This window comes from Psychrobacter coccoides (genome assembly GCF_017498085.1).
Taxonomy (GTDB): domain Bacteria; phylum Pseudomonadota; class Gammaproteobacteria; order Pseudomonadales; family Moraxellaceae; genus Psychrobacter; species Psychrobacter coccoides.
On the sequence record NZ_JAGBKM010000002.1, the window covers coordinates 15,135 to 39,123 of the forward strand.

Annotated in this window: 17 protein-coding genes and 1 tRNA gene; 15 read left to right on the forward strand and 3 right to left on the reverse strand. The window is 44.1% G+C overall.

Translation table 11 applies throughout. The features are described from left to right. Nucleotides 1-167: 167 nt before the first annotated feature. The 4 genes from phbB (at nt 168) to J3492_RS01620 (ending at nt 6,674) form a co-directional block, all read left to right on the forward strand. On the forward strand, nt 168-929 hold the full coding sequence (gene phbB, locus J3492_RS01605; protein ID WP_207989075.1) for an acetoacetyl-CoA reductase: 762 nt from the start codon (nt 168-170) through the stop codon (nt 927-929). A 129-nt stretch (nt 930-1,058) separates the two neighbouring features. Then, on the forward strand, nt 1,059-1,760 hold the full coding sequence (locus tag J3492_RS01610) for a phasin family protein (RefSeq protein WP_207989077.1): 702 nt from the start codon (nt 1,059-1,061) through the stop codon (nt 1,758-1,760). A gap of 183 nt (nt 1,761-1,943) precedes the next feature. Then, a complete protein-coding gene (gene phaC / locus J3492_RS01615; protein WP_207989079.1) occupies nt 1,944-4,076 on the forward strand; it encodes a class I poly(R)-hydroxyalkanoic acid synthase in 2,133 nt (710 codons plus the stop codon). A gap of 72 nt (nt 4,077-4,148) precedes the next feature. Further along, nucleotides 4,149-6,674 carry a DUF3141 domain-containing protein gene (locus tag J3492_RS01620; RefSeq protein WP_207989081.1) on the forward strand — a complete coding sequence of 842 codons (2,526 nt, stop codon included), beginning with the start codon at nt 4,149-4,151 and terminating at the stop codon, nt 6,672-6,674. 187 nt (nt 6,675-6,861) lie between these two features. Here the strand turns inward: J3492_RS01620 and J3492_RS01625 are convergent. The 3 genes from J3492_RS01625 to J3492_RS01635 all read right to left on the reverse strand — a co-directional run bounded on the left by J3492_RS01625 (nt 6,862) and on the right by J3492_RS01635 (nt 10,417). Beyond that, nucleotides 6,862-6,946 (reverse strand) — tRNA-Leu (locus tag J3492_RS01625). Between the two features lie 276 nt (nt 6,947-7,222). Next, a complete protein-coding gene (locus J3492_RS01630; protein WP_207989083.1) occupies nt 7,223-8,965 on the reverse strand; it encodes a sigma 54-interacting transcriptional regulator in 1,743 nt (580 codons plus the stop codon). A gap of 69 nt (nt 8,966-9,034) precedes the next feature. Beyond that, on the reverse strand, nt 9,035-10,417 hold the full coding sequence (locus tag J3492_RS01635; protein ID WP_207989085.1) for a two-component system sensor histidine kinase NtrB: 1,383 nt from the start codon (nt 10,415-10,417) through the stop codon (nt 9,035-9,037). Nucleotides 10,418-10,555: 138 nt separating this feature from the next. On the opposite strand from J3492_RS01635, the gene rimO reads away from it, so the two are divergent. The 11 genes from rimO (at nt 10,556) to lpxA (ending at nt 23,907) form a co-directional block, all read left to right on the forward strand. Further along, nucleotides 10,556-12,115 (forward strand): 30S ribosomal protein S12 methylthiotransferase RimO, encoded by a 1,560-nt coding sequence (rimO, locus tag J3492_RS01640; RefSeq protein WP_207989088.1) that lies wholly within the window; start codon nt 10,556-10,558, stop codon nt 12,113-12,115. A gap of 237 nt (nt 12,116-12,352) precedes the next feature. Beyond that, on the forward strand, nt 12,353-13,078 hold the full coding sequence (pyrH, locus tag J3492_RS01645; RefSeq protein WP_207989090.1) for a UMP kinase: 726 nt from the start codon (nt 12,353-12,355) through the stop codon (nt 13,076-13,078). Between the two features lie 188 nt (nt 13,079-13,266). Next, nucleotides 13,267-13,821 (forward strand): ribosome recycling factor, encoded by a 555-nt coding sequence (gene frr, locus J3492_RS01650; RefSeq protein WP_207989092.1) that lies wholly within the window; start codon nt 13,267-13,269, stop codon nt 13,819-13,821. A 231-nt stretch (nt 13,822-14,052) separates the two neighbouring features. Further along, a complete protein-coding gene (uppS, locus tag J3492_RS01655; RefSeq protein ID WP_207989094.1) occupies nt 14,053-14,808 on the forward strand; it encodes a polyprenyl diphosphate synthase in 756 nt (251 codons plus the stop codon). A 136-nt stretch (nt 14,809-14,944) separates the two neighbouring features. Next, a complete protein-coding gene (locus tag J3492_RS01660) occupies nt 14,945-15,754 on the forward strand; it encodes a phosphatidate cytidylyltransferase (RefSeq protein WP_207989096.1) in 810 nt (269 codons plus the stop codon). A 158-nt stretch (nt 15,755-15,912) separates the two neighbouring features. Further along, the gene (gene ispC, locus J3492_RS01665; RefSeq protein WP_207989098.1) at nt 15,913-17,121 is read left to right on the forward strand and encodes a 1-deoxy-D-xylulose-5-phosphate reductoisomerase; all 1,209 of its coding nucleotides are present in this window, start codon (nt 15,913-15,915) and stop codon (nt 17,119-17,121) included. A gap of 13 nt (nt 17,122-17,134) precedes the next feature. Next, the gene (gene rseP / locus J3492_RS01670) at nt 17,135-18,511 is read left to right on the forward strand and encodes an RIP metalloprotease RseP (RefSeq protein ID WP_207989100.1); all 1,377 of its coding nucleotides are present in this window, start codon (nt 17,135-17,137) and stop codon (nt 18,509-18,511) included. 270 nt (nt 18,512-18,781) lie between these two features. Beyond that, nucleotides 18,782-21,223 carry an outer membrane protein assembly factor BamA gene (bamA, locus tag J3492_RS01675; protein WP_207989102.1) on the forward strand — a complete coding sequence of 814 codons (2,442 nt, stop codon included), beginning with the start codon at nt 18,782-18,784 and terminating at the stop codon, nt 21,221-21,223. Nucleotides 21,224-21,325: 102 nt separating this feature from the next. Next, a complete protein-coding gene (gene lpxD / locus J3492_RS01680; RefSeq protein ID WP_207989104.1) occupies nt 21,326-22,342 on the forward strand; it encodes a UDP-3-O-(3-hydroxymyristoyl)glucosamine N-acyltransferase in 1,017 nt (338 codons plus the stop codon). A gap of 144 nt (nt 22,343-22,486) precedes the next feature. Then, nucleotides 22,487-22,996 carry a 3-hydroxyacyl-ACP dehydratase FabZ gene (gene fabZ / locus J3492_RS01685; RefSeq protein WP_207989106.1) on the forward strand — a complete coding sequence of 170 codons (510 nt, stop codon included), beginning with the start codon at nt 22,487-22,489 and terminating at the stop codon, nt 22,994-22,996. A gap of 131 nt (nt 22,997-23,127) precedes the next feature. Next, a complete protein-coding gene (lpxA, locus tag J3492_RS01690; RefSeq protein ID WP_207989108.1) occupies nt 23,128-23,907 on the forward strand; it encodes an acyl-ACP--UDP-N-acetylglucosamine O-acyltransferase in 780 nt (259 codons plus the stop codon). The last annotated feature ends 82 nt before the right edge of the window (nt 23,908-23,989 follow it).

Genomic DNA, 23,989 nt, shown 5'->3' on the forward strand with positions numbered 1-23,989 from the left:
AAGACACATAACTACGATATTATAACTAATCTTTTGTTTAGCATTCCCTTTATTTTTAACGTAAATAAGCGAGAAATTCTTAATTTGTTACCATTTTAGTATACTTTCGTCATGGAAAAGTGTAATACTAATACTAATGGAATTGTAAATTAACTAGGGGGTCATCTATGTCAAAATCAAACACATCAGATAAAAAGGTTGCTATGGTAACTGGTGCACTGGGTGGAATTGGTACTGCAGTTTGTGAAAAGTTATTGGCAAAAGGCTATCATATCATCGCAACCCTGAGTAATGACGATCCAGAGCGAACTAAGAAATGGTGCGATGATAATGGATTTGACCAGAATAATTTCGAATTTCTGGCCGTTGACCTAAGCGATCACGAAAAAGCAATGGCAGCGATTCAGCAAACGCTTGATAAATATGACAGTGTTTACGCTTTGATAAATAGCGCAGGTATCACGCGCGATAGTAGCTTCAAAAGAATGAGCTATACTCAGTGGAAGCAAGTCATCGATACCAACCTAACCTCACTTTATACAGTGGTACATCCTGTCTTCACAAAAATGCTGCAACAAAAGACAGGTCGTATCGTCAATATTAGCTCAATCAATGGTTTACGTGGTCAATATGGCCAGACAAACTACTCTGCTGCTAAAGCGGGTATTATTGGATTCACCAAAGCACTTGCCTATGAAGGTGCATCCTCTTTTATTACGGCCAACGTAGTGGCTCCTGGTTACACTCATACCCCTATGGTAGAAACAGTTCCTGAACATATCATGGATAAAATTAAAGAGACCATTCCAATGAATCGCCTGGCTAGCGCAACCGAAATCGCTGCAGCTTGTATGTATCTTATTAGTGACGATGCCATATTTGTCACAGGGGAGACCATCTCAGTTAACGGTGGTCAGTATATGTCTTAGCCCAAGTGCCATAGAATAAGTAAAAATAAAGTTATATTTGTTACATTACTAAGTAACATTCTGATTTAAATAGCATTATAATGTTATCTCAATCGCCTATACACCAACTATCCACATATGGAGCAATACATGTCACAATCAAATCCTCAGGATTTTATCAACCAGTTCAACGAAAACACACAAAAAATGTTTGAGCCTTGGACTAAGCTTAACCAAGCTTTTCTAAGAAATGCTGAAACAATGACTGAGTTTTCACTCAATACGATTAAGTCTTATTCTGAAATGGGCTTAGAAAACATGCGTCAAGTGGCTGGTATCGACTCACCAGAATCAGCAAAAGATTTTAATAGTAAGCAAGCTGAGATGCTGAATGTTATTAGCCAGCAAATGCTAGCAGATGCCAAACGCATGACAGAGCTTGGCAATAATATGCAAGAAGAAGTCATGAAAGTCTTGAGTGAAGTTCATGGTGAAACCAATGAACAAGTTCAGGCCAACATGCAAAAAGCTGCAGACCAAGCCAAGAAAAAAGCCCAAGAATATACAGATAACATGAATAAGATGGCAGAAAAAGCAACTGAACAAGTTTCTAAAGCTGCTGAACAAGCCACTAAAGCTGCCGAACAAGCAACAGCCGCAGCAACTAAGGCTGCTGAGCAAGCAACAGCAGCGGCGACTAAAGCTTCTCAGCAAGCTTCAAAGTCTGCCTCTGCTGCAAAGTCTGCCACTACGGCAAAGCCTGCAACTGCTGCAAAATCAGCATCTACTACAGCGTCTTCTAACGCTAAAACGGCGTCTACCAGTAGCAATACTAAGTCAGCCAGTAAGTAGATACTTAGGTACTGTAAACATCAACGGAATGACACATTAATGTGTTTTTCTATTTGATGATTATAGAGGCGGTATCATATAGTCATTATGTTAAAAAGGTGGGCTAGAAGGCATTCTCCCACCTTATTTTTATTGTGTTAGCGGTATTTATACGCTTTCACTAGGGTATAAATAAGATAAAATATGGGTACAAATATGGACAATAAGCAGTACGATAAGGACAATCAACAATCCGATAACCAGTCGAAGCACTCATCGGGCGAATCAAGCGCTCACAATGAGCAGAGTACCTCTAATCCTTTTCTTGATTTCAATAATCTTGGTCAATACTATCTAAATCAGTTGAATCAACTGAGCCAACCGTTTTCTAATCAAAACCCCCAAGCACCAAATCCAATCGAAACCAATATGAAGCTATGGCAAGATTCTATGAAGAGTTTTAGTCACTTCATGATGCCAGGTGCTACTGAAGGCCCTGATACTACTGACTCAAGCCAAAAAAACGCACAGACCACATCAGAGCAGAGCATTGAGAACCCCATGGATGTGCTTAATGAAACCACTCAAAAGCTCTTTAATGAAACATTTAAACGAGTGGGTCAAGAAGGTCATGTGAATCAATCACTCATGTTTAACCTCATAGATGGTTGGCAAAACTTTACTACCGGCGTTACAGAGAAGAGTCCAACTGCACTATTAGAACAACAAATGGATCTTTGGCAACAGCAATTTAAGCTTTATCAAAATACCTTAATGAAGGTGACAGGTGGTGAGGCTGAACCTCTCATTACTCCAGAAAAAGGTGATAAGCGCTTTGCGGATGAGGATTGGTCAGATAATCCTTATTTTGATTTTATCAAACAAAGCTATTTGTTAACCGTCAATAATATGATGGAAGCCATTGATAATACTGAAGGTATTGATGAAAAAACCCGGCAACGTTTGTCGTTTTTTACCCGTCAGTGGTTAAATGCAGTGGCACCGAGTAACTTTTTATGGAGCAACCCTGAGGTTTTACGTCTGACCACAGAATCTGGTGGGCAAAACCTGCTACAAGGACTCAAACAGCTGTCAGAGGATATGGAAAAAAGCTCAGAGATGCTTAGTATTCGTATGACAGATGATGAAGCCTTTAAACTTGGTGAGAATATTGCAACCACACCTGGTAAGGTGGTATTTCGCAATCGCATGTTTGAGTTGATTCAATATACGCCAACCACTTCTAAAGTAAAAAAGCGTCCTTTGTTGATTGTACCGCCATGGATTAATAAGTTTTATATCTTAGACTTAAAAGAAAAAAACTCGTACATCCGTTGGGCGTTGGATGAAGGTCATAGTGTATTTGTCATTGCATGGGTAAACCCCACGCCAGCTTATAAAGATGTCGGCATGGAAACCTATATGCATGAAGGGTTACTTACTGCCTTAGACGTGATTGAAGAGATCACAGGTGAGCCAGATGCAAACGTCATCGGTTATTGTATCGGGGGTATGTTGTTGGCGCTGACACTGTCTTGGCTAACTGAAAATGAGCAGTCAGAGCGCATAGCCAGTGCTACGTTTTGGGCGACAATATTTGATTTTAGTGACCCCGGTGACTTAGGCGTATTTATTGATGAGCGTGTCGTCAGTGCGCTAGAAAAAGAAGAGGATAATAAAGGCGTTCTTGATGGACGAATCATGGGCGTGGCCTTTAGTTTGCTACGAGAAAACAGTCTTTACTGGAACTATTATGTACAGAATTATCTAAAGGGCGAGCGTCCAATGCCCTTTGACTTGTTATATTGGAACTCTGACTGTACGAATGTCACTGCTGCACTGCACAGCTTCGTATTGCGTGAGCTGTACCTAGAAAATAAAATGATCGAAAAAGGAACATTGGACTTTGATGGTATAAAAATCGATTTATCAAAAGTTAAGACGCCTGCTTATGTCGTCGCAACCTTGCAAGATCACATTGCTAAATGGAAAGGCAGCTATCAGTCCACCCAAGTATTGGGTGGTGACGTTACTTTTGTACTTGGAGAATCAGGGCATATTGCTGGTATTATTAACCCCCCAACGGGTAAGTATGGGTTTTATACACATGATGAGTATGTTGCTGATCCTGATGACTGGTACGCTAAGGCTGAAAAACAAGACAGAAGCTGGTGGTTACACTGGTCTGAATGGGTGGATAAACATACCAAAGCCAAAGTCGATGCCAGACAGCCTGGTTGTGATCATAAAGGTAAGGACTGGCCAGTATTAAGTGATGCGCCAGGTGAGTATGTACATGTTAGAGCAGATGAAGCTTTACGCTCGGTAGATACTTAGTTTTGTCTGTATATAAAATCCATTTAGAGACACTGCAAAGTCGTATTTTTAACTTAAAATTGGAATAATCAAATGACAGACATCATTGAAGAAAACATAGAAAACCCAGACAAAGCTGAGATCTGGTTAAGTCGTGACAACCCACATCATAGAATTACGGGCTCGATACCAACTTTTAAAGACATGATAAAGCATCAGTTTTATCAAAATGAAAATAATATTGAGCAGTATGTTCAGCGCAACCACTATAAAGCTGATAGTGTCGGGCTATTAACTGAAGTGACCTCCAAGCATCTGCAGCAAAATCATCAGCAAATTCAAGAAAATGTACGAACGCTAAATCAAAATGCTAAAAGCATCACACAAAGTTTTAAGAAAGCGTATACGCCTAATAAGCTTTGGAAAGAGTGGCTGAGTTATAGCACCGATAGTAGTAAGCGTCTGCTGCAAACTGCTGATGTGCTCAAAGAGCGTGGGGATATTTTCTTAGAGCATGAGCAAGCTGGTTGCCCACCAGTTTTAGATTATGATTATACAGTGGTGATGGACGCTAGTGAGTTTGAGCGTCCTTGTAACTATGTATTGTTGAGTATCATACCGCCAAAAGGCTGTGTCACTGATGAGAAGAAACGCCCTTATATCATTATAGATCCCAGAGCAGGACATGGGGCTGGTATTGGTGGTTTTAAGCACGAAAGCCAAGTTGGGGTCGCGCTAAGCCAAGGGCATCCGGTTTATTTTGTAGCCTTTAAACGGCTGCCAGAGCCAACGCAAACCATCGCTGATGTGACCTATGCGGAGGGAAGGTTTGCGCGGGAAGTGGCAAAACGACATCCAAACTCAGATGCGCCTACCATCATAGGTAACTGTCAAGGGGGGTGGGCTGCGCTGATATTAGCGGCAACCAACCCTAACATCACAGGACCTATCGTCCTAAATGGTGCACCGGTCTCAGCATGGAGTGGTGAGGTTGGGGTCAACCCGATGCGCTACAAAGCAGGCGTCAATGGTGGAGCTTGGCTCTCTATGCTTAGTGCGGATATGAATAACGGTGTGTTTGATGGAGCAGCGCTGGTACATAACTTTGAGCAAATGACCCCCTATCGTAACTATGTCGGCAAGTATTACGATCTGTATAAAAACCCACAAGCCAACCGTCAGCGCTTTCTGGACTTTGAACGCTGGTGGGGCGGTTTCTTTTTGATGAATGATGAAGAGATCCAGTGGATTGTAGAAAACATCTTTATCGGTAACCGAATTGCCCGCAATACCGCCCAGTTGGAAAAAGGGGTGAATATTGACTTGCGTCATGTTAAAGCACCGATTATCGCTTTTGCTTCACATGGGGATGATATTACCCCGCCACAACAAGCATTATCATGGATTTTGGATGCTTATAGTGACGAAAGAGATGTCGAGGTTTGTGGTCAGCGTATAATCTACATGATTCATGAGCAAGTGGGGCACTTGGGAATCTTCGTCAGCTCCAAAATCGCCAATAATGAGCACAAAGGCATTGCTTCCATTATGGATATGATTGAAGTGCTACCACCGGGTCTATATGAAATGCAGGTGGTTAGTTACGAAGGATCTGGTGAAGAAAAGACCTTTACGGTTGATTTAAAACGCCGCACGTTTGAGGACTTGAGTCAGGCGATAGGTAACAATCGTACTGATGAAGAGGCCTTTAAGGCGGTGCATCGTTATTCTATGTCGCAAACACAAGCCTATGAGCACAATATGCGCCCGCTTGTAAAAGCCATGAGCAATGAAACTTCGGCCCAATTGCTACGGACGATCCACCCGCTTAGATTACAAAGAAGTATATGGAGTAGTAAAAACCCATTGGCCATAGCCACGAGTAATCTAAATAAGGTGGTTAGCCGCACGATTAATGACCAAAAGAGTGAAAAATTTGTTCCTGTAGAAAAGGATGAAACCAAGCCTAAGCCTTCTGGTGCCTATGCTAGAGTAAGACTGCCTGCTATTGAGTCTATTCAGCAGGACAATCTTTTTTTGCAAATAGAAAAGATGTTTATGGACAGCACCAGGATGACGCTTGATTTTTGGCGAGACTGGCATGGCAGATATACAGAAACCCTGTTTTTTGCCATATGGTCTATGCCTTGGTTTCGCCAATATGGAAAAGCAGTAGGCTCTCGTCGCTTGTTGGATAAGGATGAACTGCATGAAATGCCGACAGTAGATAAGGCCTTGGCGAAAATCTATGAAGGCGACTTCAATGAAGCAGTGGTACGAATGCTGATCTTGGGTAATATCGTGGCTGACGATACCATAGATCGTGAACAGCTGATGCGTTTGACTGAAGTACTGACCCAACGTGCGCCATTTAAGCATCTGACAAACGCTGAGTTGGCCGCTAAAATACATACACAAACGATTATCGTGCGTTTTGCTGAAGATGAGTCCATTAAGTCGCTAAGCAAACTGCTAAAGACCAAAGCCAAACGTATTGAAGCATTAGAATTGGTAAACTATGTGGTTGGTGACAAATTAGTGGCACAAGACCCCACACTCTCATCGATTAAAAAGCGTATTGAGGCGGCATTAAATGTGAGCGATGCTGATCTTAAATAGAGACAGTGCTATCAATTAGCCAGTCGGTTTTTATCCAGCTTTAATATCGAGGAAGTGTGTTTGCCCCGAGTATGTATGTACTCGGGGCTTTTTATTTATAAAACAGAAGCATCGCTGAATTTTAGACAATAAAAAACCCACTAATAAGTGGGTTTTAATATTTGATCTAAGAAGAACTATCCGAAAATGGTGGGGATGGAGAGACTCGAACTCTCACACCTCTCGGCGCCAGAACCTAAATCTGGTGCGTCTACCAATTCCGCCACATCCCCATTTTCGTTACTCTATCATCAAAAGCATTTAAATTCAAATACTATCTAAACAGATAACTGATTCGGTAGTGCGTCTCAGTGGTTGGCTATTATATAGAGTTTAAATGTTTTGGCAAGCCCTTTTTGCAATTAATTTTAAGTTTATTGCTTTTTTTTACGTCTTTAATCGTAGGTATTTGATTTATAGCGTTTTTTTTATTAAAAGGGCTGTTAAGTATTTAGCCAGTCGCTGGTGCCTATATTTACAATACTGTGTTATTTATATTTTATGGGCTTTTAGGAATCTGAAGCCTTATCTATAGAGTGAGTATCGAGCTGCTGTAATTTACGGGTCAGAGTATTGCGCCCCCAGCCCAAAAGCTTGGCGGCAGCCTTCTTTTTACCGCCACTATGAAGAAGCGCTGCGTTTATAAGCACCTGTTCAAACTCAGGTGCCGCTGTCTGTAAAATATCGCTATTACCCGCCTGTAGCGACTCTGTCGCCCAATCGGCAAGCGCCTTTTGCCAAGTCACTGTAGCACTAGAGTACGGAAGATGTGGTGTAGGAGGTATCGCATTATTATTGGCGTCATCATGCTGATCAGTAGGCAGGTGAGTGGAAGGCTGTGCTAAAGCAGTATGGCGATTGGTTAATAACTCAGGAGGCAGGTCTTCAATCAAGACTGTGTCACCTGTTGCCATGACAGTTAACCATAAGCAAACGTTTTCGAGCTGGCGCACATTTCCTCGCCAGTCAAAATCTTGCATTAGGTGTACCGCTTGCGGATGGAGTTGCTTGGTGGCAGTGTTCATTTGTTGGGCTGCACGCTGCATAAAGTGTTCGGCCAGCGCAGGGATGTCTTCACGACGTGCACGTAACGGTGGTAAGGGCAAACGAATGACGTTGAGACGATAAAATAAATCTTCACGAAACTTGCCTTGCTGTACAAGATGCTCTAGGTCTTGATGAGTGGCAGCGATAATGCGTACGTCGACTTTGATGGGCTGTTGACCACCAACACGATAAAACTCTCCATTTGCCAGTACACGTAATAAGCGTGTTTGGGTGCTAAAGGGCATGTCGCCGATTTCATCTAAAAACAGTGTGCCGCCATCTGCTTGCTCAAAGCGTCCTTGCCGACGAGTCGTCGCTCCTGTGTAAGCGCCTTTTTCGTGTCCGAACAGCTCAGATTCAATTAAGTCATGTGGAATGGCTGCCATATTAAGTGCGATAAAGGGCTCTTGCTGCCTAGGTGAGTGCTGATGTAACGCACTAGCGACCAGCTCCTTACCTGTACCAGATTCACCAGTTATCAGTACGGTAACAGGGGAGTGTGCCAGTCGTCCAATGGCTCGAAAGACCGTTTGCATGGCCTGCGACTGCCCGATGATGCCGTTAGGGTTGTTGGTCTGATTGGTCGCTTTTGTGTTATTTATCTTGCTAGATTGGGTAATGGGTGACTTGTTTGAAGCAGGATCAGGATGAGGTTGTTGTTTCGCCTGAGCCTTGGTGTCGGTTTTGGTGTGTTTGTTACCTGTTGGTGTTTTGGACTGATAATGAATGGCCTTATAAATCGTTGCAACGGCTTCATCCAAGTCAAAGGGTTTGGGTAGGTACTCAAATGCGCCTGCCTGATAGCTGTTGATAGCAGAGGTAAGGTCTGAGTGGGCAGTCATAATAATGATGGGCAGTTGAGGGAAATGGTTATGTACCCAGTCGCTAAAAGACAAGCCATCCATGATGGGCATGCGAATATCCGTTACGATCGCATCTGGTAATGACGCCTCTGGTGTCGATTGCTGCAATATATCGTTGAGTTTAGTCCAAGCAGCCTGCGCTTGCGTAAAGCTGAGTACACAAAAACCAGCTGCCTCAAATGTATCCACCAAAACTAAGCGCAAAGCGGCATCATCTTCTATGAGCCATAAGGTTGCAGTAGGTGCTTTGGAGATGGTGTTGGCAGCTGGTTCATTTGCTGACGTTTCAGGCAACGTTTGACTGTCGTTGTTAGGATGATGGGTGTCATTATATTCAGTCATGTATCAGGCCTAATAAGCAAGGGTTTTAGGGTTGTTGGTGATTTAGGGTTGCCAAGGACGTTTACTTAATCACTCTGTCTGCGTCTTAAGCGCTGGCTGAGCAAAAGGTAAATATAGCGTAAAACATGTTTGACAGTCATACGTGTCAGATGCAGATTGCGTGGTGCTAACGTCAATCATACCATGATGTCGATTGATAATATCTTGTACGACAGATAGGCCTAACCCTGTGCCTGCTGCACGGTTGGTCACCATTGGAAAAAATATCTGCTCAATGAGGGCGGGGTCAATTCCTGCACCATTATCAGTAATGGTCACTTGCAGTACTTGCTTATGTTGTTGACTACCGATCGTATGCTGAAAAGCGACACGTGTTTGAATGTCTAGTTTTGGAGTGTAATGAGTGTTCATTTGGGCATAGGACTCTGGCAGATGCTTGTTTTGACGGGCTTGTTGTTGCTGGTACTCAGCCATGGATTCGCAAGCGTTATTGATGAGGTTTAAAAACACTTGAATCAACTGGTCTGCATCTGCCTCCAGCTCAGGTAAAGATAAGTCATAATCACGTTTGACAGTGACTTGTGGATAATGGTTCATTACCAAAGTTAAAACATGCTCTAGTGGCTTGTGGATATTGATCAGTTGCCAGTCGGGTAGTTGAGGCGAGCCAAGCAGCTGTTCTATGAGCTGTGTTAAGCGGTCCGTCTCTGAGATGATGATGTCGGTATAGCGATGTGGTTTTTTATGAGTGGTTACTATATTGTTGTCGTTATTAGGTTTAGCCGCTGTTGTGGCGCTCTGGTTTTTTAGAGAAGAAGTGTCGTTAGTGTTTATAAATTGCCGTTGTAAGAGCTGCGCCGCCCCGCGGATCCCTGCTAAAGGGTTTTTTACTTCATGGGCGACTGAGCGTAGCATACGGCGAGCGACATTGTATTGCTGTTGTTGGCGTTGTTCTTCTGTGATACGACTTTGGCGGTCTTTGCCCCACATTTCGATAATAAAAAAAGAGTGCTGTTGATAGACGACAGGAGTAACACTATAGTCGATAGTCACTACTGTCGTGTTGCTGGCTAGTGGTCTAACCTTATGGTCATGATCGATAAAGGGCTGCTGATATTTGGCTGCTTGCGCAAAGCGTGCGGTTAACGAACCGCTCCTATGCATGCTTTTATTGCAGTCAGCTTTCAATGGGCTGTTGAGGCCGTGGTTTGAACTCTGGCTTGTAGTGATATCTGTGTGCTGATGAAACGCATCACCCAATTCATTAGGCGCAAGTAACATCAGTATGGATTGGCCTATCAAGCGCTCACGACTGATTGCTAGCAGCTGCTCAGTCTGAGCGTTGAGCCATATTATACTGAGGTCATTGCTGACCCACAGCACAGCGGTATATAAATGTTGAGAGATAAAAGCCAAGTCTGGCATGGTATTGACTGCTGTTTGCGACGACATAAATATAGTAAGCCTGATTACTAACTGTGTTTGAATGAATATTTAACCATAAATCAACACTATAGCGTGGTAAAACTGGTGCTTATCAGCAAAAAAACGTACAATGCGCACAGCCAATTTATTCAAGCAAGGTCAGCCATGCCCAAAACGTCTACTCCATCAGTATCTTCTGCCGTCAAAGACACTGTTAGCGTCTTTAACCCTACCAAGCCGACAGCAGCGTCAGTACAAAGCTCGACAGCCAGTGTCCAGCCTAGTATGACTAATAATAGCCATCATAAAGCCAATCACAATCAAAACCGCAGTATCACCCAGAGCAGTGACGCCGCTTTAGCAACGGTCGATGCGCCTGTCAGTACAGCACCAAAAGTTGGGTTTGTCTCTTTAGGCTGTCCTAAAGCACTTGTCGATAGCGAGCGCATTATTACAGAGCTGAGCCGTGATGGATATCAGGTGGCCAGCGACTATGAGGGTGCAGATTTGGTCGTGGTCAATACGTGCGGCTTTATCGAGTCAGCAGTACAAGAGTCCTTAGATGCAATCGGTGAAGCCATTAGCAAAAATGGTAAAGTCATCGTGACAGGCTGCTTAGGTAAAGAAGCAGAAAAAATCCGTGAAATGCATCCAGCCGTGTTAGCAGTGACTGGTGCACATGCTTATGATGAGGTGATTACCGCTGTCTCGCAGCATGTGCCCAAACCAAAGCGTGAATCAGCTAGCAATTATGACCCAAAAATTGACTTAATCAATGAGGCAGGCATTAAGCTTACGCCAAGTCATTATGCTTATCTAAAAATATCAGAGGGTTGCAACCATCGTTGTACTTTTTGCATCATTCCAAGCTTACGTGGGGATCTGGTCTCGCGTCCGATTGATAATGTGATGAATGAAGCACTTGCACTAAAAAACGCTGGTGTGAAAGAGTTATTGATCATCTCGCAAGATACCTCTGCTTATGGGTTAGATTTAAAGTATAAAACCAGCTTTTGGAATGGTATGCCACTAAAGTCTAAGTTTTATGACTTGTGCCAGGCATTAAACGACTTGGGTATCTGGGTGCGCCTACATTATGTGTATCCCTATCCACACGTCGACAAGGTCGTAGCGCTGATGAGTGAGAAAAAACTGCTGCCTTACCTTGATATTCCGTTTCAGCATGCCAGCCATCGCATCTTAAAGGCCATGAAACGTCCAGCACATAGTGAAAATACCTTGGCACGTATCAAAGCTTGGCGTGAGATTTGTCCTGATATCGTCATTCGCTCCACTTTTGTCGTCGGCTTTCCTGGCGAGACGGAAGAGGACTTTCAATGTTTACTTGACTGGTTGGTTGAAGCTCGTCTCGATCGGGTAGGCGCTTTTACTTATTCAGAAGTCGAGGGTGCAGTGGCAAATAATCTGCCCAATCCTGTCCCTGAAGACATCAAGCAATCTCGCTATGAGCGTTTGATGGCGCTACAGCAAGAGATTTCAGCACAAAAGCTACAAGAGAAAATCGGCAAAACCTTAACGGTCTTGGTTGATGAGATCGACAGTGAAGAAAGTATCGCAATTTGTCGTAGCTACGCCGACGCACCAGAGATTGATGGTCATGTCTATGTTGATGAGATTAGCACTCATGTCAAAGTCGGACAATTCTTGACGGTCACTATTGATGATGCTAGTGAATATGACTTATTTGCCAGCTATCAAGGCTAGGTCATACCAGTGCATGCGACGTAGACTAAAAAAAGTGCGATATGTTTTTAGTGTTGCAGATAAAATCAGTCATTAAATGAAAACCCATCGTTCATTCCTGATGAAAATTGCCCAATCTTGGGCAGTTTTTGCTACAATTAGCCCAATTTAGCGACTTGTTTGTTTGGGACTGCATGTCTTAGTTTGTACTCCAATCTTATTGGTTATAACCATTGTTTATCGATAAAAGGTGCCTTCATGTCTGACAAAAATCCACGTTTCTCTCGTATCTTACTTAAACTCTCTGGCGAAGCCTTAGCTGGCGGCAAAGACATGGGTATTGATACCGAAGTGCTTGACAAAATGAGCTTATCAATCGCACACTTGCGTGGTCTTGGGGTACAGGTAGGTATTGTCGTTGGTGGGGGTAACTTATATCGTGGGGCACAGCTACAAAAAGAAGGCTTGGTTGGCCGTGTCACCGGTGATCAGATGGGCATGCTTGCAACAGTGATGAACGGACTGGCAATGCGTGATGCGCTGGAACGTCGCAACATCAAAACCCGCCTTATGTCAGCTCTGCCCATTGGCGAAGTCACCGAAAGCTATAGTAGCCGTAATGCGATTCGCTATCTAAAAAACGGTGAGGTTTGTATTTTTGTCGCCGGAACAGGTAATCCGTTCTTTACGACCGATACCGCAGCTTGTCTGCGTGGTATTGAGATTGAAGCTGGCTTGATCCTTAAAGCGACTAAAGTTGATGGGGTTTATGATAAAGACCCAAGCTTGCATGTGGATGCTACCAAGTATGACGGCTTAACTTTCGATGAGGTGCTTGAGCAAAAGCTTGGCGTCATGGACTTAACAGCGATTGCTCTGTGCCGTGAGCATAACGTACCCCTGCAAGTGTTTGATATGACAAAACCCAACGCCTTGTTAAATGTCGTAATGGGTGAGAATGAAGGCACACGAGTGTATCATTAAACATATAAGCAACATTTGCAAAAGAAAAAAGCAGTTGCTCGGTAGTAAAATTATATAGTCAAATTACTTCAAAACCGCTATAGCATGTCACTATTAATGTATCGGTTTTATGTAGTGCTAACTCTAGAACATAACACCCAATAACCCATATATTCAGTATTATCGGAAGCGATATATAAGGACACACAATGATTAAAGAGATTAAAAAAGACGGCGAAGCTCGTATGGATAAAACCTTAGAAGCGTTAGAAAACGCTTTTAGTAAGGTTCGTACAGGCCGTGCACATCCAGGTATGCTCTCAGGCGTGATGGTCAGCTATTATGGTGCAGACACACCCCTTAACCAAGTTGCAAGCGTCAACGTCGAAGACTCACGTACATTATTAGTACAGCCATTTGAGCGTAGCATGGTGCAGGCGGTAGACAAAGCCATTCGTGAGGCGGACTTGGGTCTTAACCCTATGAGTGCTGACGTCATTCGTGTACCCATGCCAGCCTTAACTGAAGAAACCCGCCGTGATATGCAAAAACTGGCGCGCGCTGAAGCCGAAAACAGCCGTGTTTCTATTCGTAACATCCGCCGTGATATGATGAATGACATCAAAGACTTGGCAAAAGAGAAAGAAATCTCAGAGGATGAAGAGCGCCGTGCCAGTGATGACATTCAAAAAATCACTGACAAGTTTATCGATACTATTGATAAAAAGCTAAATAATAAAGAAACAGAATTGATGGAAGTTTAATTCGCTCATTCTTTGCTATGTTGTAATTTGACAGCCAATAGTAGACCACTATTGGCTGTTTATTACTACAGCTTTTATTTTAAAAGTGACGACCATGAAATAGAGCTGACTCACGAGCACAAAGCCTATCAACGGTCATGTGTCACGTTATGACAAAAGTGTTGTATCTTTAATCCAGTTTTTTAGTCGATATCGCTGATCAATTTATTTCCATAATAAGTAGTATAGTCCATGCCTACATCTCCATCTTTACCCTCTAAGCACATCCCCCGTCATATCGCCATTATTATGGATGGCAATAACCGTTATGGTAAAGCCAAAGGCCTTGGCCGTGGTGAAGGTCATGTTGCAGGCAAGGATGCACTAGATCCCATCGTTGAGCACTGCCTAGATACTGGGGTTGAAGTACTGACCGTATTTGCCTTTTCAAGTGAGAACTGGCTACGGCCGCCCAATGAAGTGGCGCTACTGATGCGACTATTGACCTCAACCATTCATGAGCAGATGCCACGGATGAATAAATACCGTATTCGGCTACGCTTTATTGGCGATCGCAGCCAGCTTGACGAGGACTTGCAGGCGCTGATGCTCGATGCAGAAGCCAAAACAGCGCATTTCGATGCGATGACATTGGTCATTGCGATCAGCTATGGCGGACAATGGGATATTGCCAATGCCGCTATGACGCTCGCACAGCAAGTACAAGCGGGTGAGCTGCGTGCTGATGAGATTGATAAGGCGTTACTTGGTCAATATGTGCAACTGGCAGATGCGCCAGCGGTAGATATGCTGATTCGTACGGGCGGGGAATACCGTATTTCTAACTTTTTACTCTGGCAGTCTGCCTATGCTGAGCTGTTTTTTACCCAGACGTTATGGCCAGACTTTGGTGCCGATGAGCTGACACAGATGATAACGGAGTTTGCTCAGCGTCAACGCCGCTTTGGTCAGACCAGCGAGCAAGTTGAAGCGCAAACATTGCCATAGATAATGTACACAAAGCTTGCTGTGTTGAGCGCTTAAGCATAGACTTCGACCTAAATCCATCAGCGAATGTTCAACACGGCCTAGCTGATATAATGTAATATTGAGCAGATAATTCTTATTATAAGGCCTGATTGGTATGTGGCAACGGATTAAAACAGCAATTATTTTAATGATTATTGTTGGTATTGCACTGTTTGCGAGTCAAACACCTATTTTCTTTGCACCGTTACTGGCAATAGGGGTCACCATCGCTGCCCATGAATGGACCAAGTTGATGCCTAAATGGCGTCAACCTGCCGTCTTTGTCGCACTGGTATTAGCGATTACGCTGGTTTCCTTGATGTTTAGCGTGACATGGGTGTTTTGGTGGGTGGCTTCGATCATCATATGGTTAATGGCGCTGTCTTGGGTCGGCCAGTTTCCCACTTATACCAACTGGTATGGTAAAAAACTAAGCTTGATGGGAGTGGTGATACTGACCGCCTCTATCACAGCTATGTTTTATTTATGGCAGCTGTCTGCGTGGTGGCTGATGTATGTGTTTTTGTTGGTATGGTGTGCAGACAGCGGTGCTTACTTCGTTGGACGCAAACTAGGAAGGCGTAAAATGGCGCCCAATGTCTCTCCCAACAAAAGCATGGAAGGGCTGGCTGGCGGTTTGATAACGGGGCTACTTGTGGTCGTGGTCATTAGTGTTTTTAAGCTGCAACTTACAGGAAGCGCTTTATTGGCTTTCGTCGCACTGTCAGCGCTCACAATCCTAGCTTCAGTACTTGGTGATTTGTTTGAATCCATGCTAAAGCGCCGTGCTGGTGTCAAGGATTCAGGAACGATTTTGCCTGGACATGGTGGTATTCTTGATCGCATCGATTCTTTATTGTCCGCCACACCGATATTTGCGCTAGGGTTTTGGGGGTTGCAGTATTTAGGTCTTATCGTGGCCTAAGCATGTAACCCAAACCACACTCAGTCAATCGGTGGTTTTCTATTCGGTACTTTGCTACATCAGTCTCTTTTTTATGATAACTCTACATAATTTACTGATGTAGCCTCTCTTATTTTATCTTTTTTACGATACCTTTTTAATCATATGAATGGGCATTAATGGTTATGACGCAACGCATCGCCGTACTTGGCGCCACAGGCTCTATTGGAGACAGTACCTTATCAATTCTAGCGGCACATCCGCATGACTATGATGTCTATGCGCTATCAGGATACCAGCGCTTAGATAAGCTATTGGCACTATGTCAGCAGTTTGAGCCGACACGTGTCTGTGTGCCGAGTAAAGATGTCGATAGTTTTGCCAAAAGGCTTTGTGATGTTGGTTTAGCTATCGATGTGGTGGGCGGCGCTGCTGGGTTGATAGAAATCGCCACAGACCCACAGGTTGATACTGTGGTCGCAGCGATCGTTGGCGCTGCAGGGTTACCGTCAACGCTGGTCGCTGCTAGGGCAGGCAAGCGTATCTTACTTGCCAATAAAGAGGCGCTGGTCATGGCAGGCGAGGTCATGATTGCTGCAGTCAAAGCCCATAATGCAACTTTACTGCCGATTGATTCAGAGCACAATGCCATTTTTCAGTGTTTGCCGGTGTCTATTCAACAAAATAACAGCCAAATTCATCAAGTCAGTCATGGTGTACGCCGATTATGGCTCACCGCTTCTGGCGGACCGTTTTTACAGCAGTCGTTTGCCCAGATGCAAAAAGCAGGGGTGGCGCAAGCGGTCAAACATCCTAACTGGTCAATGGGACAAAAAATATCAGTTGATTCGGCAACGATGATGAATAAGGGCCTTGAGCTAATCGAAGCGTGTCATTTGTTTGACTTACCAGAAGATAAGATAAAGGTGGTCATTCATCCTCAAAGTATCATTCATTCGATGGTAGAATATAGCGATGGAAGCTTCTTAGCGCAGCTGGGTAGCCCAGATATGAAAACCCCTATCGCTCATGCCTTAAGTTATCCCAATCGTATTGATAGTGGTTCGCAGCCTCTTGATTTATTTGCCTTAAATGATCTAGAGTTTATCAAGCCTGATTTACAAAAATTTGCTTGTTTGCGTCTTGCACGTCAAGCGATGCAAGCAGGTACGCAGTCGACCATCGTGCTCAATGCGGCCAATGAAGTTGCTGTCGCTGCGTTTTTGGCCGAACAAATACGCCTGACAGATATTGCTGATATTAATGAGCAAGCGCTTACGCAAGTAGCAGTACCGTCGTTAGATGCCAGTGCAGATATAGAGGATATTTTAGCCATTGATGATAAGGCACGACGCCATACTCATGACATTATTGCCAAAATGACCTAAACGAGAGAAGGTAATGACGTTTTTACTCACGCTATTAGCAGCGATTTTTGTATTAGGGCCCTTGATTGCTCTACATGAATGGGGTCACTATATCGTGGCACGTCTGTGCGGCGTAAAGGTCTTGACGTACTCTATCGGCTTTGGTCCCAAGCTTACCGGTTGGACCAGCAAAAAGACTGGCACCGACTATCGGTTGTCCATGCTACCGTTTGGTGGTTATGTCAAAATGCTTGATGAGCGAGAAGGTGAGGTGGCAGAGGAAGAGCAGCACTTGGCTTTTAATCGTCAACACCCGCTAAAGAAAATCGCTATCGTCGCTGCTGGTCCTGTCATGAACTTTGTCATCGCCATTGCTCTGTTTTGGGTGCTTTTTATGACCCCCTCTGAGCAATTAGCGACTAAGGTAGGCCAAGTGTTGCCAGAGTCGCCAGCGGCGATGGCACAGCTACCAGTTGGAGGTGAGATTGTAGCGATTGACGGGCATGAGGTACAAACCTGGGAAGGGGTCAACTATCGCTTGGCAGGGCGTATGGGAGAGACGGATAATATCAGCGTCACCCTGCAATCAGCCAATCCAGCGAGCGCTACTACGCAGACATACCAAGCGCCTGTGGTCAACTTTATGCAAGGTGATGCGCAAGGTAAAGATGCGTTGACCAGCTTTGGTATGTTGCCTTGGCAGCCTCAAATTGCGCCCATTATCGGAGGGTTGTCAGAGGATGGCGCTGCCATTCGCCAAGGGTTAGAAGTTGGCGACCGCATTACTGAGATTAATGGAACTGTGGTGACAGATTGGCTCAGTGTGACCCGTATCATCCGTGACAGCCCCGAGATTCTGTTGGATTTTACCGTATTAAGAGATGATAAAACTATACAGCTACAGATTATGCCGCAAGGCAAAAAAGACAATCTAGGTCATACTTATGGTCAGATCGGTGCTATGGTGGCAGAAACTGAGATTGTCATTCCTGATGAGTATAAAACAACAGTAGTATATGGTCCTGGTGAGGCGCTGATAAAGTCGTTTGAGAAGACAGAACAGCTGGCGGTGATGACGGTCAGTTCAATGGGCAAAATGCTCTCAGGTATGATAGGTCTGGATAATCTATCAGGTCCAATTACTATAGCAAAGGTCGCCAAACAAAGCTTTGACATCAGTTGGCAGATGGTATTATCTACGGCAGGGTTAATCAGTTTGAGTCTTGCTGTCTTAAACTTACTGCCTATTCCTGTGTTGGATGGTGGTCATATCGTTTATTATGTGATTGAGCTTATTCGTGGCAAACCTTTATCAGAAAAGGTACAGATAGTAGGGTTGAATATCGGTTTACTCTTACTGCTAAGTTTCATGGTGTTAGCAATTGGTAATGATATTAGTCGGCTGTTTTAGGTAGATATCATGCGACTGATAGAGTAAGGTAAGCTACAATAACGTGTAAGCGAAATACACGCTGTCGCTGTGAGCGTAATATGGCAGTACGTTAGCTTTTGCTACGACTATACTAATCGTACTTTTTAGTTTATTTTATAATGCATTTTATATAAAGTGTCTTGAGTCGTCCCACAATAAATCGCCAACAGCATAAAATTGGTCATGGGACTAGACAAATTATGCTTTTTAACTTAACTTAAGCAAGTTTTTTATTGACGGATAGTGTTTATGCGTACGCCTTTATTTATGAGCGCGGCTGGGTTGCCGTTAGTTGTAGCGATGATGAGTGTTTCGGCACAGGCCGCAGACTTTGTGGTTACCGATATTGGGTTTTCTGGCTTACAACGTTTAACCCCTGACAGCCTCTATCCAGTATTGCCTATTACGGTAGGCGATACGGTCACTGATAGCAATCTAGCAGCCAGTATCAAGGCGTTATATGCCACTGACAATTTTGCTAATATTCAGAGCAGTATAGAGGGAGGGGCGTTGCGCTTTGATGTTGTTGAACGTCCAACGATCGCTGAAGTTAACTTTGAAGGCAATAAGCTGATTCCTAAAGAAGGACTGACTGAAGGGCTTGCCAATGCGGGCCTATCTGTAGGAGACGTGCTCAAGCAGTCGACGCTACAGGGCGTTGCAAACGAGTTGCAACAGCAGTACATCAGTCAAGGGTATTACAACAGCAATATCGAAGTCGATCAAACATTACTTGATGGCAACCGTGTCAAACTAGATGTACGCTTTATCGAAGGTAAGCCGGCCAAAGTTGTTGATATCAATATTATTGGCAATAAACACTTTAGCGATGAAGATATCAGAGATGTCTTTGCAGTAAAAGAATCTTCATGGACACGTCTGCTATCTAAGTCAGATCGTTATGCCAAAGAAAAACTGGCTGCCAGTTTAGAGAACTTAACCGCCCTGTATCAGAATGATGGCTATGTACGCTTTGCCGTTGATAATGCGGTCCTCAATATCAGTGAAGATAAGCGCAGCGTGTTTATCGAAGTCAGTGTCAGCGAAGGTGAGCAGTATCAATTTGGTGACATCAGCTTTTTAGGTGATCCAAAGTTTGATACCGATGAGCTCAATAAACTGGTCGCCTTTACTGCCGATGAGCAATACTCACAAGCCAAACTGGATGCCACCACCGCCGCTCTAAAAAGCCGTTATGGCAATGAAGGTTACTATTTGGCTCAGGTACGCCCTGTACCACGTATTGATGACGAGACCAAAGTAGTCGATGTCGATTACTATATCGACCCTGCACGGCCCATTTATGTCCGCCGTATTAACTTCAATGGCAATATCAAGACGCAAGACGAAGTACTGCGCCGTGAAATGCGTCAGCTAGAAGGCGCGCTGGCATCTAACGATAAAATCCAGCTGTCCCGTACACGCCTGATGCGTACAGGGTTCTTTAAATCTGTAAATGTAGATGTGAAACCAGTACCCAATCAGCCAGATCAAGTCGATGTCAACTATATGGTAGAAGAGCAGCCTTCTGGCAGCTCGACCATCGCTGCGGGCTACTCACAAAGTGGCGGTGTGACCTTTCAGTTGGATCTGACACAAAACAACTTTATGGGTACAGGTAACCGTGTCAAGGCAGCGTTATCACGTTCACAAACACGTGATTCATACAGCTTGGGTTATACCGACCCTTACTTTACTGAAAACGGTGTCTCGCAAGGCGTCAGTGCTTACTACCGTGAAACTAAATACGATAGTAGAAACGTCAGTAACTATGTCACTGACTCTTACGGTGCGACCTTAAATTATAGCTATCCTGTTGATGAAACCAAACGCGTGAGCGCTGGTTTGAATATTGATAATACCGAAGTACGTGGGGGTAACCGTTTGGGAGTCTCTAACGTTCAGCAACTTATTGATGACGGTGGTAAGTTCGAGAGGTTCACTGGCGAGTTTGACGGTCGTACCGGATTTAGTAATGAATATACCACTTACAATTTATTATTTGGCTGGGACTATAGCACCTTGGATCGTCCGGTGTTTCCAACCAAAGGCATGAGCCATACTATTGATGCAACCCTAGGCTTTGGTGATTCAAGTTATCAAAAAGCCATCTACCGTGGTAATATTTACTATCCCATTTATAAAGACTGGGTAGCACGGGGTTATACTAAGCTGGGTTATGGTAATGATTTGCCATTTTATGAAAACTTCTATGCTGGTGGTTATGGTTCGGTACGTGGTTATGAATCCTCAACACTCGGTCCTAGATCACAAAGTTATTATGATGCGATCACTGATGAGATACGCTACCTTAAGGACGAAGAAGTCGGTGGTAACGCGCTAGCAACCTTTGGTGCTGAATTAATTTTACCGATGCCGTTCAAAGGTGATTGGACCGATCAGGTGCGTCCGGTATTATTTGCCGAAGGCGGTCAAGTATTTGACACCACTGACAAAGAAGATCGTAGCTTTATTGATCCTAATACAGGTAAGCGTCCTGTAGATCAAGATGGCAACCCTGTCGATATACCTTTATTGTACCAAGATAACGATCTGCGTTTTAGTGCCGGTGCCGGTGTTACATGGTATACGCCGATTGGGCCAATTTCGCTGAGCTATGCCGTGCCCATCGGTGACAAAGAAGGTGACGAGACTGAGAAAGTGCAATTCCAGATTGGTAGTACCTTCTAGTAATGTTCGTGCTTTTTTTATTTAGGACTGACGATAGGTCACCAAGTTAACTGCTTTAGCTTGGTGTCATTTTTATGTTTATTAAGCCGTATTGATTTTACTATGATAACGATCAAGCAACTTATCTCTCAAATCGAGCAGCGTCAGCCGGTATTGAATAAGGCTGAGTTGAGTGCTGCGCAGCTGCATCAGACCTTAGATGGTGTGGGTGGTTTATATGATGCTTCTAATCAGCAGCTGAGCTTTTTAGCAGACCCAAAGTATGTCTCCAGTCTAAAAGACAGCCATGCTGGCGCTGTATTGGTCACTGAGCAATACAGTGAGCAAGTACCAGCAACGACGTTGCCACTGGTCGTAGCAACACCTTATTTAGCCTATGCCAGCGCCAGCCAGTTGTTTGTGCCTCAGCTGTCCAAAAGAGCAGTTCATCCGACAGCAGTCATCGCAGAGAGTGCCATTATAGATGCTGACGTCGCTATTGGGCCTTTTTGCGTTATAGGAGAACGTGTACGTATTGGTGCAGGCAGTAGGCTTGACTCACATGTGGTCGTTGAGTCTGATACGTGTATCGGTGCTCATAGTGTCATAAAGTCGCAAGTCTTTATTGGGTACAATTGCATCATAGGTGATCATGTGAGGCTACATGCAGGTGCCAGTATTGGGGCAGAGGGCTTTGGCTTTGCGCCAACCCGAGATCCTAGTAGCAGTGGTTGGGAGCGAATAGCCCAGCTTGGTCGAGTGGTTATTGGTAATCATGTGCGCATCGGTAGCAACACCTGTATCGATCGCGGTGCCATTGACGATACGATCATTGGCGATCATGTGATCATTGATAACTTGGTTCAAGTTGCACATAATGTCCGTATTGGTGCTGGCACAGCGATCGCTGCGCAAACGGGTATTGCTGGTAGCACGACTATCGGTAAGCGCTGCATTATTGGTGGGGCAGTCGGTATCACAGGTCATATTGAGATTGCTGATGATGTCACATTATCAGGCATGGCAATGGTAACAAAATCCATTAAAGTGGCCGGCTCTTACTCATCTGGGACAGTAGCTATGCCAACAGCTAAATGGCGCCGTGCTGCTGTTCGTTTTCGTCAGCTAGGCAATAACTAGAGCATATCAACCCTTACGATTTAGCATTGTAGTCAGATGCTTATAAAGAAAGAAGCTGCAGTTTTTTATTATAATACATACAAGTTATTGTTAATAACGATCAGTCTTTATTAACATCAATCACCGACGCAAGGAAGCCCTATAATGAGCGAAATCGATATCGAAACACTGACAGACGAAAACATTAAATCACTATCTGAGCAGGGACTGACACTGCCGTTGACTTATCATACCTTGAAGCACTATCTGCCACACCGTTATCCCTTTATGTTGGTAGATAGAATTACAGCCTGTAAGCCAGGTGAATGTATTACAGGTATCAAAAACGTGACGATTAATGAAGAATTCTTTAATGGTCATTTTCCAGATGAGCCGATCATGCCTGGGGTGTTGATGGTAGAGTCGATGGCTCAAGTGTCTGGTGTTTTGGGCTTTATCAGTGCTGGCTTGACGGCAGAAGATGGTTACTTATATCTGTTTGCTGGTGTAGATAAGGTGCGGTTTAAACGCCGGGTCATACCAGGTGATCAGCTGATCATTCGAGCGAAAACAGTGATGCAGCGCCATGGTATATATAAGTTTGATTGTACGGTACATGTGGGCGATGAACTCGCTGCCAGTGCACAAGTGATGATTGCTCGCCAAGAGCAATAAATGACTGGTTAGTTTTGATTAGTCATTTATTGATTAGTAAAGTGTTTATAATTATCATTTATGATTATTAATCTATGATTATTATTCGTTTCTAAAGTTTATTGGTATTAAATGATACAAAGGCCTGCATTATGAGTCAGATCCACCCTACAGCGCTGGTTTCACCGTCTGCTACGATTGATGAAACCGCAGTTATCGGGCCGTATTGTATCGTCGGTGATGAGGTAACGATAGGCGCTCATACCATCTTGCATCGACATGTTGTAGTGACGAGATTGACTCGTATCGGCAGTCATAATCAGATTTATCAGTTTGCGAGTATTGGTGAAGATCCGCAAGACTTAAAGTATGCTGGTGAGCGAACTTGGCTTGAGATTGGCGATTACAATAATATTCGTGAGGCTTGTAGCTTGCACCGAGGTACAGCGCAAGATGAAGGCATAACCAAGATTGGCAGCCATAATTTATTGATGGTGAATACCCATGTCGCTCATGATTGTGTGATTGGTGATCACAACGTTGTGGCGAATAACGTTGGTATTGCAGGCCATGTCATCATAGGTGATCACACTATTATCGGAGGCAACTCAGGTATTCATCAGTTTTGCCGAGTAGATGACTATAGCCTAGTCGGGGGTGCCAGCTTAATCTTAAAAGATGTCGCAGCCTTCACTATGGTGTCAGGTAATCCGGCCAGTGCACATGGTCTAAACACCGAAGGCATGCGCCGTAAGGATTGGTCGAAGCATACTATTGATGTCTTACGACAGGCTTACCGAGCCGTATTTAGAATGGGGCTGACAAAAGCGCAAGCACTTGAAGTGCTACAGCAAGAAATGCTGCCTAAAGAGCCAAAAATCCAGTTGTTGATTGATTCTTTACAAAACAGTCAACGTGGGGTAGTACGCTAAAGTATGCCTGTAGATATGGTAGGGCGGCTTTATTTAAAGCTTAGCTCGTTGTCAATATCTGTCGTTTTTTATTAAGCCATAA